This window comes from Paracrocinitomix mangrovi, from assembly GCF_019740355.2.
In the GTDB taxonomy this organism is placed as follows: domain Bacteria; phylum Bacteroidota; class Bacteroidia; order Flavobacteriales_D; family Crocinitomicaceae; genus Paracrocinitomix; species Paracrocinitomix mangrovi.
Window position 1 is genome coordinate 2,556,836 of the sequence record NZ_CP091819.1, and the last position, 13,874, is coordinate 2,570,709.

The window sequence follows — 13,874 nt, forward strand, 5'->3', positions numbered from 1 at the left end:
TAAACCTGTAAGATGAAAAGATTATTGTTCCTTTGCGCGCTTGTACTGGCAACTACAGTTTCCTATAGCCAAATCATTTCTGACATAGAAAAACGTGGTAGAAAGAATAAAAATGACAACCCTTTTTCTGAAAAGAAAAATTGGGGAGATGCCATATGGAGCTATCATGCCAGTTCTTACAGACCAATTGGTATACACGTTGATCCGGGATTGACATACATGATTGGAAATTCACCCAACGAACCTTCTGATGGAACCTACGAATTAACTCCTAGCGGACTTCCGGGGTACTATTTGGAATTTGGAATGGAACACCTTTTCAAAAATTACAAAAAAATAGTCCATTACTTTGACTGGGGAGTTGGAGTTAAACATTTTGGTGGCCAAGAAAAATTAGAAATAGGAGGAACCACGTCCAGAGGTCAATTCAATTTTGGAAATGTATTTGCCAGAGCAGCTATTCACAACGTTTGGCAAATCAACAAGTATAATTTTATTGACAATTCAATTGGCGCAAATTTAGATTACAGAATCTATGGTGGAAATGAAGATCCTGATTATGCACCTCCGGGAGGATACAACAATCAAAATCCACTGGTTGTACAATTGCACTATGCGTTAGGTTTTGGAATTAAAGTAAGGGACGGGTTTTTCATTGTTCCAACAGTTCAAACACCAATTCTAACAGCCGTTCAATGGAATGGTTTTAATCCGGGTCATACCTGGTTTCAAAGTAGATATCAACCTACCATTTTTACTATAAAATTTGCCTGGTTATTCCCTAAAAAAGGATGCCCTGCTGTTTATGACAATGGTGAAGGTAAAAGATCTTCTGAGCAGTATCAAATGCAATAAATAGATACTACACTTTAATAAAATTTAATACTGAGGAACTAATTTTTTAATTCCTAATTTATAACTTTGCTTATCATGAGTGAAACCCAAACATTTTCTGCCGGTACGGTAGAGAGAATAGGCAATATTTTAAAAATTACTTACACTAAAAAGGAAGTAATTAGCATAGGTGATCAGAAAGAAATCACCGGAATCAGAGAAAAATTATTCGGTAAAGAAAAATACGTTTGTCTCGTAGACATGAGGGCTGAGAACTTACAATTTACAGATGAGGCAAGAAAGTACGTTACGTACAATAAAACAATCAAAAAACTTAGAATAGCCGAGGTATTATTGGTAAATAATTTTGCAGAAGAATTATTAATTCATTCCTATGTTAGGTTTGCCAGATCAGAAGATAAAGTGACTGTGATGAGCAATGAAGAAGATGCAATATTTTGGCTCAATACTCAGTATGACAAAGAAATGATTACCGCATAAAAAAGGCCACCCCTTAACGAGATGGCCCATCAATTTAATTATAAGATTTTATTTAGGTAATTGAAAGTTGATCGGTAAAGTAAATCTAACTCTCACCGGTTTTCCAGCTTGTTCACCCGGTTTCCATTTCGGCATTTTTTTAACCACTCTTTTACCCTCTTTTGCAAAAGCTTCATATTGTGATTTTACTACCTCAACGTTTGAAATAGATCCGTCTTCGTTTACGACAAACTGTACATAAACCAAATCTGACAACCCCATGTCTATCATGTCCTGAGGATAATCTATTTCTTTTTGTAACCATTTGCTCATTGCTTCCAAACCACCAATGAATTCAGGCTCAAAATCTGGAACATCAACAATGCCACCAGTTGGCTCTATAAGTTGTCCCGGATCAATTGGCCCGATACCTGTTAAGTCATTTGGATCAAATGTAATATCAGGGTCTGTTACCACTACTGCTCCTTCATTAGGATTTCGTGAGCCCTCAACAACATTTTCTAAATTAACTGCTTGCGCCTTTTGTTGTTCTTGCTTAGGCTGTTCTTTTTGGTTATACAGATCTTCATCAATAGGATCTATATAAGTAATACTTGGTCCTTCATCAAAAACAACAACTCTTTCTTCTGATACACCTGAAGTGTATTCAAATGCCACCAGGCACATTGCACCAGATAAAAGCAGTCCGATTTGAAAAAACGCAAATCGCTTGCGTTCTAAATTCGCTTTTTTGGATTTTTTTGCGATCATAATTAAAAAATTTAGTTAAACAATACAAAGCAAATTGCAATCGTTGTGCCAAATTTTTAATTAATTGATTTACTGTTACTTAGAAGGGGTTTAAAAGTTAATTTTTTGTTAATGCTTATTGATTTCTACCAAATCTTAGCATTACAAATGACAACATGTTTCCAACCAGAATAAAGAATGACATGGCGATCCATAAATAACCCCATTTAGAAAAATCATAATTCTCTGGATTCATCAAAGTAAGAAAATCTACCACTAACACAATTAGGGCAGCAACACTCAAACCCATAGCCATGTTCCTGGTCTTTTTAATCGAAGCCTTTTTGATAGAAAGAAGCTCAAGAACCAATATTGCCATCATTAACGGTAAGGTGACAACCGCAGCCGTAAAAGTTAATTTAGGAACGTTTACTATATCGTAATAGTGAATATCATCAAATTCATTTAAGTACTGAATATTTACATTTTCATTGGCATTGTTGATACTTACCCCAAAATATCCTGATATTGCAGCAGTTATAAATGCTAAAAAACCAATCGCTAAATGAATTTTTAGTTGTGTTGACATATCACAAAGATAGAATTTATGCAGCTTTGAAAATGATAATTAATACAAATCCAAATCATTATATTTGCAAAAAAATATGCTATGTCAGATAAGATAAGCGCTTCAGGAGCACCTAAACCGGTTGGACTTTACCCACACGCCAGAAAAGTGGGTAATTTATTGTTTCTTTCAGGAGTTGGACCTAGAGTAGCAGGCTCTGATGCCAATGACTCTGCTGTTCCGGGATTAGAATTGGACCTCAACGGAAATTTTAAAGCATTTGATTTTGAAGCGCAATGCAGATCAGTATTTGACAACGTTAGAGCTGTTTTAGAAGCTTCAGGTTCATCATGGGACAATTTGGTAGATGTCACTGTATTCTTAGTAAACATGAAAAGAGATTTTCATACCTACAACAAAGTTTACGCAGAGTACTTTAAAGACAACCAACCTTGCAGAACAACTGTTGAAATTAACAGCTTACCTACACCAATAGCGATTGAATTAAAATGTATAGCGACCATTAACTAAATTATTATTCATGTTTGGATTTATTATTAAAGTATTATTGACCCTTGGTTCTCTTGGTTTCACTGTTTACCTTTTTGGTGACGGATCTTATGTTTGGGGATCATTCATGGTATTGGTATCTGTATTCTTCGGATTATTCTTATTCAGAAACCAAAATATCATTTTAGCCACACTCCATTTGAGACAACAAAACATGGAAAAGGGGCAAAAATACCTGAGTAAAATTGACCCTAGATTTTTGGTTAAAAGACAAAAAGCATATTACTATTATTTGATGGCTCTTGCTTCTCAGCAAAACGCTAAAATGTCTACTACTGAACAAATGTTAAGAAAAGCTCTTAGCCTTGGTTTAAAAAGAGATCATGATCAGGCAATGGCTAAAATCAACATTGCAGCTGTATGCATGCAAACTGGAAGAAGAAAAGAAGCTGAAAACCTTTTAAATGAGGCTAAAAAATTAGATTCAAAAGGTATGCTTTCAGAATATATCAAATCCATGAAAAAGCAAATGGGAAGAGCTACTTCAGCCAACCAATTGCGCATGGCTCAAATGAACAAAGGCAAAAAAGTAGCCAACAAGAAAATGAGATAAGTCTATTACAAGACTTTCCTTATAATTTCTGCCGGACGTAATCCGTTCATGTTTATAGTCAACCTAATACGGTTCCAATATTTTGTTGCCGTACTGTACATGTTGCTTGATTCAACTATTGGAAAATAAACTCCAAACACATCACTAAATCTGATTCCTGCACCAAAATCGTAAGCAGTTATCATGGTCCCATTTCTATCCAGCATACCAAAATCTGCATACAACACTACAGGTAAATAAGGTATTTCAAAAATTAGGTTGGTACCAAACAACATTGAAGTGGTAGTTAACGAATCAGAAACTGTTTTAAACCCACCTTGATTCTCAATTCTTTGGTTGCCATAAAATCCTGAAGACTCATTTCTTCCCATCATCCACCATTCATAAAACACATCTTGCGTACCTGATTGCCCTGCCAATGACATTCCGAATCTATTGTTCTCTGTTCCGTTATACATAAAGTTTTGACCAAAATATCCTCTTAACTCAACAGACTTTTTCTTTTTAGGCCAATATTGAATTCCGTACTTCACAGCCACTTGACCGTTCATTAACTGTCCCGGAACATTAATGGCTCCCACATCATAATTGTAATCTACATAGTCTACTCTAGTATTTGCATTAAAGCTGTGAATTCGCTTTTTAAAGTCAAAGTCGTATTCAACATATCCACCATAAATTGTACTCTGGAAGTTAGCTCCACCGTCTTCATAAACATAAGCTCCTTTAAGCGTAAGGTTTTGTTTATAATGCTTTCTTGCGGCCGGTTTACCAATTGCCAATTTTAAATATGGATGCGCTACATAATAGGTTCCTCTTGGTCCCTTTGTAGAATCAGCAACAGGATTTTGAATTCCCATACCGAAAGTTTTACCTGTTAAACCAAGGGTAACTGCCTTAAAGTTTTTGGGAGGTGTCCAGGTATAGTTTAAATCTGCAAAACCTGCAACATTTAATCTCCCAACTGAAAACAAAGGAGAGATTGTGTATTCCAATCTGTTTTTAGGGATGGTTTGATTGTGAAACAAAACTCCCAACATAATTACGTCATACTTGTTTCCTCCAATTACCGGGGTATACCAGGCATTGTTACTTCTACCTTCATTATCACCTAACAAAAATTCCATTTTTAAAGGTTCTGCTTTGGCAAACAAACCTTTTTTCTTCCAGTAATTATTGTTTCTATTGACATCAGGCATATTTTCACCTGCATCAATGATAAACTCATCAAATGTATTTCCCTTAAAAAATACTTCATCCTCTCCTCCAGGCTCCAACCAAACAGTATTGGTCAGCTTTCCATATCTGTATGCATCTACCCTTACCGGACAATCAACTTGACCTGCATTTTTTACTTTTACCTTAAAACCTCCATCTTCTGCTTTTACTCCAGCAATTTTATAATCAATTTGCTTTGTTGTAGGAATAATTTCATCAAACATCCATGCCAAGTTTTTACCTGAGGATTCTTCCAAAGCAGCTCTCATATCATTAGGTTGAGGATGCTTAAACTCCCAATTTTTATAGTAAAGCTGCATTCCTTTGTCAAACTCTTCATCTCCTAAATAATCTCTTAAATAGGTAAATTCAAGACCTGTTTTTGCATAAACAATTGCCCCATAATTAACCGGTGCATAATCAGCTGAGGGCAATTCAATTGGTTGATCAACTCCATAAGCTGCAACAGTTTGGTAAGTAATTTTATTCATATCATGATGAGACAAATGCTCAAAGTGAAACGTTTCAGCCATTCCCATCATCATCTCTGACATACGCTGGTTGTTAGGATACTTAGTTTGAATATATCTTATTTCATTATGCGTATTCAGCCCTTCATCCATCCAGGCATGATCTCTTTCATTTGAACCTAATTGACCATAAAACCAGTTGTGACCCACCTCATGTACTATTACAACCTCCAATTCCATTGCAGATCCGGCATTTCCAATTACTGTAATATTTGGATACTCCATTCCTCCACCGGCTGAGATTGTACCGTCTATAGCTGTAACATTGTTGTATGGATAATCACCATTCCATTTTGAATAGTAATAAGTTCCGTCATTGATATATTCAATAGCATCCTTCCAAAGATTATTATGATAAGGCACAAACATGGCCCAAGTGGTAACTTTTCTTTTTGAATGCGGCAATTCAACTTCGCCTTTTAATACTTCAAATCTCTTATCTGCGAACCAGGCAAAGTCATGTACATTTGATTGGGTAAATCTTACAGTTTTAAACTCTTTGTCTGAATCCGGAAATCTTGCTTCAGCCGAAAATGTTTCTGATTCAAAATGCGCTTGAGTTGCAGCCACTTTTTCTTCCAAAAATGCCAATTCACTTTCTGTTTGTAAATCACCTGTAGCACCTACTACATAGTTTTTAGGAAGCGTTATTGAAACATCAAACGAACCATATTCTGAGTAAAACTCACCTTGAGTTAAATAAGGCATTGCATGCCACCCATCTTTATCAAATACTGCAGGTTTAGGATACCACTGCGTAATCTGATACGACTCTTCAATGTGACCTAATCTGGAAATGCTTCCCGAAGGTAATTTAACCTTAAACGGAGTAGATACTTTTATGCTTTCACCGGGCTTTAAAACTGAATTTAAATGTAGTATGGCTATATCAATATTTTCAGGATCCAACTCCCATTTAGCATCATTACCATCTATTTTGAAGTTTAACGAATCAATCCAACCTAAGTCTTTTTCTTCAGCAAACTGCATAACAGTATTACCTTGATCGTACAGTTGTTTTGCCAAAGCAGTTTCATTGTTTTTATATCCATTTGGCCATAAATGAATGTAAATTTTATCAAGCGCTGTAGTTGAATTATTGATGTATTCAAACTCTTCAAATGCCGATAATGTATGATCTTTATCGTTTAATTTAACATCAATTTTATAGTTGACTTCTTGTTGAAAATATCCCTGTGAAAACACAGAAAAGGAAGACAAACACAAGGCTAGAATTAGACTCTTTTTCATTGGCATGATCTTTATAGACTGGTACTATGCAATAATTAAAGTTGAAAGATAGCTATATTTACAATAGTAGGTTGATTAACTACATCAATGGTATAAAAATTCGAATGACCGCAAGAAAAATCATATCGTGTTGCTTGATCATATTGTTCAATGCGTCTTGCGCCTCAAGTCAAAACAATAACAAAGTGAAAGAAAAAGATCCGGTTTACACAAATGCACTTATCAACGAAAGCAGCCCTTATCTATTACAACATGCGCACAATCCGGTGAACTGGGTTCCCTGGAGTGACGAAGCATTTTTAACTGCTGAAAAAGAAGATAAACTTGTGTTGGTTTCTATTGGATATTCATCTTGTCACTGGTGTCACGTAATGGAACATGAAAGCTTTGAAGATACCGCAGTTGCTCAAATAATGAATGAAAAATTTATTTGCATCAAAGTAGACAGAGAAGAAAGACCGGATGTTGATCAGGTATACATGAATGCAGTTCAATTAATGACAGGACAGGGTGGATGGCCATTAAATTGTTTTACTTTACCTGATGGAAGACCAATATATGGAGGAACTTACTTTCCAAAAAACAAATGGGTTGACGTATTAAATCAATTACATGCTTCATATCAAAACAATAAAAAAGAAGTACTTGATTATGCCGGGAAACTAACTGAAGGCATTCAACAATATGATCTAATTGATGTTAAAGAAGAAAACAAAATATTTTCTGCGGATAGGTTGGATGAAATGGTTTCCAAATGGGCCATTAGCTTTGACAATGTAAAAGGTGGCGCAAACAGAGCACCAAAGTTTCCGCTTCCTAACAACTATGAATTTCTGATGCAGTACGCACATCTTACAGGCAATGATAGCGTAATGACTCATGTAGATTTAACGCTAACCCAACTGGCATACGGTGGAATTTATGACCAAATTGGCGGAGGGTTTGCCAGATATGCTACCGATTTAAATTGGAAAATTCCTCACTTTGAAAAGATGTTGTATGACAATGCTCAACTAGTGAGTTTATACGCTCATGCATATCAACGCACCAAAAATCCTTTATACAAAGAAGTTGTTTATGAAACACTTGATTGGGTTAAAAGAGAAATGACTACAAAAGAAGGCGCATTTTATTCTGCTTTAGACGCAGATTCAGAAGGAGAAGAAGGCAAATTCTATGTGTGGGGAAAGGATGAATTGAAAGAAATTGCCGGAGAGGATCACGAGATTTTGAAATCATATTACAATTTGTCCATTGCTGCACAGTGGGAAGGTAAATACATTTTGCACCGAATTAAAAATGACGAAACCGTAGCAAGTGAATTTGATCTCAGCACAGATGAATTAAATAAAAAAATTGATCAAATCAACCAGCGATTATTAACTGAAAGATCTAAAAGAGAGCGCCCAGGATTGGATGATAAATCATTGACATCTTGGAACTGTTTAATGACAACAGCTTATTTGGATGCCTATTTAGCTTTTAATGATGATTCATTTTTAGCAGCTGCCCTTGCAAATCTTGATTGGTTTGAAAAATATCAAATGAGAAAAGACGGTAAACTGTGGCACACTTACAAAGAAAAGAACAGTAAAATTGAAGGGTTTTTAGAAGATTATGCTTTTGCAATTCAGATGTACGTAAAGTTTTATGAAGTAACATTTGATGAGGATTATTTAGATAAAAGTAAGGTCCTTTTGGCGCTAACAGATAAACATTTTAAAGACGATAAAAGTGGAATGTATTTCTTTACATCCAATGAAGGTTCTCAGTTAGTAGCAAGAAAAATGGAATTATCTGACAATGTAATTCCAGCTTCAAACTCGGTAATGGCCAATAACCTATTTGATATTGGTACATATTATTATGATGAAGAAATGCTAAATCACGCCCAACAAATGATGGCCAATGTTTACAACCAAATTCAAACTTACGGAGCGGGATATTCAAACTGGGGAATTCTTTTATCTAAGATGACTAATTCCTATTATGAAATTGCGATTACCGGAAATAACTGGAAAAATAAAATGCAAGAGTTCCAAACACATTATATTCCCAATGCAACATTTATGGGAGGAGAGAAGGGAAAGTTGCCATTATTAGATGGTAAATTTTTGGATGAGACGACTATTTTTGTTTGTGTAAACAAGAGTTGTCAAATGCCAGTTTCGACAGTATCTGAAGCATTAAAACAGATCAAATAGGATTAGACCCCAAATTCTCAAACAAAAACATTATTTTTGAGATCTATGCAAAATAACTCAGCACTAATTTACAATACAGATAGACCTAAAATGCAGATTCCGGAATACGGAAGAAATGTTCAAAAAATGGTCGATTACGCAGTATCACTTCCTACTAAAGAAGAACGCAACAAAGTTGCAAACGCCATTATCAAAGTAATGGGAGAATTGAATCCACATTTGAGAGATGTAGAGGAATACAAACCAAAACTTTGGACACACTTGTTTATCATGTCTGATTTTCAATTAGATGTTGATTCGCCATATCCAATTCCTGAAAAGGAAAAGCTGAGTGGCAAACCTAATAAAGTTGACTATCCTCAAAGTAAAATCAAGATAGGACACTATGGCAAAACCGTAGAAAAAATGATAGACAAGGCAATTGAAATGCCAAAAGGGGATGAACGTGATGCATTGGAAAAGTACATTGCTGTTTTAATGAAAAGATTTTATCTGTCATTCAATGATACTTCTGTTGAAGATGAAGTTATTATTGATCATTTGGCCAAATTATCTGATGGTAAAATCCAATTGTTTGACACTTCATTTCTTCCCGGAACAAATGATATCCTTAAGGCACAAGGTCTTAAAAAATCAAACAACAACAAGGGCGGAAGTAGAAACAACAATAAGAACAAAAACCGAAATAAAAACCGAAAAAGACATCAATAAATGGGAGCTTTTGAAATTCACGGAGGCAATTCTTTAAAAGGAGACTTGGTTCCGCAAGGTGCAAAAAACGAAGCACTACAAGTATTATGCGCAGTATTATTGACACCTGAAAAAGTTACCATCTCCAATATACCTGACATTGTTGATGTCAACAAACTCATCAACCTTTTACAAGCAATGGGAGTAAAGGTTGAAAAAGTTGAAAAGGGTACTTATTCTTTCAAAGCTAAGGACGTAGATCTTAAATACTTACTATCTGAAGATTTTACAGAAAGAGCTTCTTCATTGAGAGGATCAATTATGATAGTTGGTCCACTCTTAGCCAGATTTGGTAAAGCTTATATGCCAAAACCGGGAGGTGACAAAATAGGAAGAAGAAGATTAGATACGCACTTTGAAGGATTTGCCAAATTAGGTGCAGAATTCCATTACGATCCTAAAACATACTTCTATACTGTTGAAGGAAAAAAATTAGCCGGAACATACATTCACCTTGATGAAGCTTCTGTTACCGGAACTGCAAACATTGTGATGACAGCTGTACTTGCTAAAGGTGAAACTATCATCTACAATGCTGCTTGCGAGCCTTATTTACAACAGTTGTGTAAGATGTTGAACAAAATGGGTGCTAAAATTTCAGGCATTGGTTCAAACATGTTGACAATTAAAGGAGTGAAGAGTCTAAATGGATGTTTCCATAGAATCTTACCGGATATGATTGAAATTGGATCATTCATTGGTTTAGCAGCTATGACCAAATCTGAAATTCGCATCAAAGATGTAAGCTATCCTGATTTGGGAATTATGCCGGATGTATTCAGAAAGCTTGGTATTCAAATTGAGCTGGATGGTGATGATCTATTCATTCCAAAGCAAAAATCTTACAAAATTGATACATTCATTGACGGATCAATTTTAACTGTTTCAGATGCTCCATGGCCGGGATTTACACCAGACTTATTGAGTATTGTTTTAGTAACTGCCACTCAGGCAAAAGGATCTGTATTGATTCATCAAAAAATGTTTGAATCAAGATTATTCTTTGTAGATAAGTTGATTGATATGGGAGCTCAGATCATTTTGTGTGATCCACACAGGGCTGCGGTTATTGGAATGAATCACGAACACAAGTTAAGAGGAACAACAATGACATCTCCTGATATTAGAGCAGGAGTATCTCTTTTAATTGCTGCCTTATCAGCTGAAGGAAAATCTACTATTTACAACATTGAGCAAATAGATAGAGGGTATGAAAATATCGACGTTAGACTGAATAACCTGGGAGCTGATATCCGCAGAATTGGATAATTGTGAAAAAAGAACGGATCTTTTTTAAGAATCTGGACATTATCCGTTTCATTGCTGCAATCCTTGTTTTAATTGGTCATGCTTTTGGAGCGTGGAAAGCTTATTTTGTACAATTTAGATATTCAGCAGAATACACAGCAGAACTGTTTTCTGGCAATTTTATTTATTTGGAAACCTTTGCCAATAACCTGGAAATTGGCGTAGAAATATTCTTTTTTATATCAGGATTCCTTATCACTTATATACTACTTCAAGAGCGAAAAATTAATGGCAAAATACATGTTGGCAAATTTTACCTTAGAAGAAGTTTAAGAATTTGGCCTTTGTATTATGCAGCCATCCTAATCGCTCCATTTTTGGTGTCTTGGCTTCAATTATCTCAAGAGCCGGACTATTTGGCAAACGCATTATTTATCGGAAACTTTGATATCATTCAAAATGAAAGCTGGACCTTTCCTTTCGCTCATTTTTGGTCCTTAGCCATTGAAGAACAATTCTACATTATTTGGCCCTTGATTATTGCCTTTTTGCCTTTAAAATACCTCAAATACATTTTAATATCACTTGTTCTTGTAAGTATAGGTTTCAGAATCTACATTCACGATATGCCTAATATGAGTTGGCATATTTATTTGAATACCCTAAGCAGAATGGATACACTGATAATTGGAGGTTTAATTGGATTAATTCATTCTTCAAATCCCATACAATTTAAAGTTCCTAAAGGCATCATTTATTTAATTATATTATCACTTGTGGTTTTCTTAATGATGGTGCCAACTAAAGATTTTACTACACTTTACAGTGGCGTTTTCCAGAAATATGTAATAATGCTCCTTTACGGAATTCCGGTTATGTACTTCGTATTAAATGAAGCTGAAGGTAAAGGCAACTGGCTGTTCAGAAAAATATCCTACTTAGGAAAAATAAGTTACGGTATTTACCTGTTTCACAACATTTTACTGCTAGTGTTAATTGATAAGTTTTTTATGAAATATGAAGTTTACAATTGGTTTCTTTTCTGGTTAATTTATCCAATTGTAGTAATTGTTGTGTCCGTTTTTAGCTTTGAAATTTTTGAAAAGCAATTCTTAAAAATGAAAGAACGGTTTGCTGTGGTGAAGACGAGGAAATTTTAATCGATTATCTTATCAGTGTAAACTGTCCTTCCTTAGTATATGATGTTTTTTGGTATTTAAATATGATACGCCAGTGATATACACCCAATTCCAAATTGTTATTATTGGCATCTTTTCCATCCCACTCAAAAGCCGGATTTTTAGAACTGTAAATTACTTGACCCCAACGATTCAGCACTTGAAACTCAAATTTCTTAGCTGGGCACGGAAATTCAATCTTTAAAACGTCATTTGCACCATCTCCATTTGGTGTGAAGGATTTAGGCACTTTAATATTATCCATGCAGTCACTTACATCTGTTTGCGCAAATACTATACTGCTCAATAGAATTAAAAGAGTTGTTACTAATATTCTCATTATTTAAATTGTTTTAAAGTTTGTTCTACTCGCCCCCAGTAACTGCGCCCAAACAAATTAACATGTACCAACAAAGGATAAAGCTGGCCAAACTCAATTCTTTTATTCCAACCCTTTTCTAAAGGATATACATTGTTATAATGCTCATAAATTGAACTCTCAAATCCACCAAAAAGATGCATCATGGCAATATCCATTTCCCGGTGACCATAATAAACGGCCGGATCAATTAAAAAAGGTTGATTACCATTAGCACATAAATAATTTCCTCCCCATAGGTCTCCGTGAACTAATGCAGGTTCCTCAATGGGGAATATTTCATCCAATCTCAAATAGAATTTATCAATGACTTTAGCTTCAACATAGTCAATCTCTCCACTGTTGACCGCCATTTCAATCATAGGATGCAATCTTGAATTGATGTAAAATTCACTCCATGAACTTTCCCATTCATTGTTTTGTACAAGTGAACCAATATAATTTGATTCATCCAAACCAAATTGCTCATTTGAAATTTTGTGAAGTGCCGCTAATTGCATTCCAAATGATTCCCAAAATTCTCCAGTCTTTGAATCCTCCACCAAATACTCAAGCTCAATGAACTGGAGATCTTCAAACACATCATATCTTAAAACATTGGGAACTTTAATCGCCTTTGAAAGCAATTGCAAACCATTTGCTTCTTTTTGAAACATCTTTGGATAATGTTCGGCGAAATTAACTTTGTAAACTGATGAACCGGCCTTAAAAACGGCATTGATATCACCACCAGAAAGCCTTGTTATATCATTGAGATTATAACCTAATTTGATAAATAATCTGTCAACATTCACTTTTACTTATTGTTCCAGTTATTCATAGTTTGTTGCAATCCAATTGTAGCAAATCCTTTTATAAACTCACCACAGATATCCATTCTTTCCTCAATAGTTTTTCTTTCTTCATCACTCCATTCTCCTAAAACATAATCCACCTGTCTTCCTTTTGAAAATTCATTACCAACTCCAAAACGAAGACGCGCAAAATTGGCAGAATTTAAAGTTGCTATGATATCCTTTAAACCATTATGGCCACCATCACTTCCCTTACCTTTCATGCGTAATTTGCCAAAAGGAAGCGCAATATCATCTGTGATCACTAAAATGTTTTCAATTGGAATCTTTTCTTTGACCATCCAGTAGTTGACTGCTTTTCCACTTAAATTCATGAATGTTGAAGGCTTTAGCATTACTAAAGTTCTTCCTTTGAATTTAATTTTAGCAATCATTCCTTGTTTATCAACTGCCCAAGGATCCTCAATATCTTTTAAAAAATGATCCAATACCTTAAAACCGATATTGTGTCTAGTTTCTTCGTATTTCGCGCCCGGATTTCCGAGTCCAACTATAAGGTACTTCATA

General features: G+C 35.1%; 14 protein-coding genes. 8 read left to right on the plus strand and 6 right to left on the minus strand.

Annotated features, from left to right (window positions below):
* Positions 1–12 precede the first annotated feature (12 nt).
* Entirely contained in the window at positions 13–855 is an 843-nt protein-coding gene (locus K6119_RS11780; protein ID WP_221831927.1) for a hypothetical protein, read from the plus strand.
* A 75-nt stretch (positions 856–930) separates the two neighbouring features.
* On the plus strand, positions 931–1,335 hold the full coding sequence (locus tag K6119_RS11785) for a DUF7793 family protein (RefSeq protein ID WP_221831929.1): 405 nt from the start codon (positions 931–933) through the stop codon (positions 1,333–1,335).
* Between the two features lie 48 nt (positions 1,336–1,383).
* On the opposite strand, the gene K6119_RS11790 is transcribed toward K6119_RS11785, so the two are convergent.
* Both K6119_RS11790 and K6119_RS11795 read right to left on the minus strand, forming a co-directional pair.
* On the minus strand, positions 1,384–2,085 hold the full coding sequence (locus K6119_RS11790; protein ID WP_221831931.1) for an energy transducer TonB: 702 nt from the start codon (positions 2,083–2,085) through the stop codon (positions 1,384–1,386).
* Between the two features lie 115 nt (positions 2,086–2,200).
* The gene (locus K6119_RS11795; protein ID WP_221831933.1) at positions 2,201–2,653 is read right to left on the minus strand and encodes a hypothetical protein; all 453 of its coding nucleotides are present in this window, start codon (positions 2,651–2,653) and stop codon (positions 2,201–2,203) included.
* 81 nt (positions 2,654–2,734) lie between these two features.
* Between K6119_RS11795 and K6119_RS11800 the strand changes: the two genes are divergently transcribed.
* Positions 2,735–3,163: a RidA family protein gene (locus tag K6119_RS11800; RefSeq protein ID WP_221831935.1), complete on the plus strand. Its 429-nt coding sequence runs from the start codon at positions 2,735–2,737 to the stop codon at positions 3,161–3,163.
* Between the two features lie 10 nt (positions 3,164–3,173).
* Positions 3,174–3,755, plus strand: a complete 582-nt coding sequence (locus tag K6119_RS11805; RefSeq protein ID WP_221831937.1) for a tetratricopeptide repeat protein — start codon at positions 3,174–3,176, stop codon at positions 3,753–3,755.
* A 5-nt stretch (positions 3,756–3,760) separates the two neighbouring features.
* On the opposite strand, the gene K6119_RS11810 is transcribed toward K6119_RS11805, so the two are convergent.
* Entirely contained in the window at positions 3,761–6,754 is a 2,994-nt protein-coding gene (locus K6119_RS11810) for a M1 family metallopeptidase (RefSeq protein WP_221831939.1), read from the minus strand.
* Between the two features lie 185 nt (positions 6,755–6,939).
* Here K6119_RS11810 and K6119_RS11815 point away from each other — a divergent pair, with 185 nt between their 5' ends.
* The 4 genes from K6119_RS11815 to K6119_RS11830 are packed head-to-tail and all read left to right on the plus strand — an operon-like array spanning position 6,940 to position 12,116.
* The gene (locus K6119_RS11815; RefSeq protein ID WP_237828009.1) at positions 6,940–8,958 is read left to right on the plus strand and encodes a thioredoxin domain-containing protein; all 2,019 of its coding nucleotides are present in this window, start codon (positions 6,940–6,942) and stop codon (positions 8,956–8,958) included.
* A gap of 45 nt (positions 8,959–9,003) precedes the next feature.
* Positions 9,004–9,669, plus strand: coding sequence for a DUF4290 domain-containing protein (locus tag K6119_RS11820; RefSeq protein WP_221833679.1), 666 nt, complete (start codon positions 9,004–9,006; stop codon positions 9,667–9,669).
* Positions 9,670–10,977 carry a UDP-N-acetylglucosamine 1-carboxyvinyltransferase gene (gene murA / locus K6119_RS11825; protein WP_221831943.1) on the plus strand — a complete coding sequence of 436 codons (1,308 nt, stop codon included), beginning with the start codon at positions 9,670–9,672 and terminating at the stop codon, positions 10,975–10,977.
* 2 nt (positions 10,978–10,979) lie between these two features.
* Positions 10,980–12,116: an acyltransferase family protein gene (locus K6119_RS11830; RefSeq protein ID WP_221831944.1), complete on the plus strand. Its 1,137-nt coding sequence runs from the start codon at positions 10,980–10,982 to the stop codon at positions 12,114–12,116.
* Positions 12,117–12,120: 4 nt separating this feature from the next.
* Here K6119_RS11830 and K6119_RS11835 read toward each other — a convergent pair whose 3' ends face one another.
* The 3 genes from K6119_RS11835 to pth are packed head-to-tail and all read right to left on the minus strand — an operon-like array spanning position 12,121 to position 13,873.
* Positions 12,121–12,474 carry a T9SS type B sorting domain-containing protein gene (locus K6119_RS11835; protein ID WP_221831945.1) on the minus strand — a complete coding sequence of 118 codons (354 nt, stop codon included), beginning with the start codon at positions 12,472–12,474 and terminating at the stop codon, positions 12,121–12,123.
* Positions 12,474–13,307, minus strand: coding sequence for a fructosamine kinase family protein (locus tag K6119_RS11840; RefSeq protein ID WP_221831946.1), 834 nt, complete (start codon positions 13,305–13,307; stop codon positions 12,474–12,476). The genes K6119_RS11835 and K6119_RS11840 overlap by 1 nt, the downstream gene beginning before the upstream one ends.
* A 2-nt stretch (positions 13,308–13,309) precedes the next feature.
* On the minus strand, positions 13,310–13,873 hold the full coding sequence (gene pth / locus K6119_RS11845) for an aminoacyl-tRNA hydrolase (RefSeq protein WP_221831947.1): 564 nt from the start codon (positions 13,871–13,873) through the stop codon (positions 13,310–13,312).
* Position 13,874 lies beyond the last annotated feature (1 nt).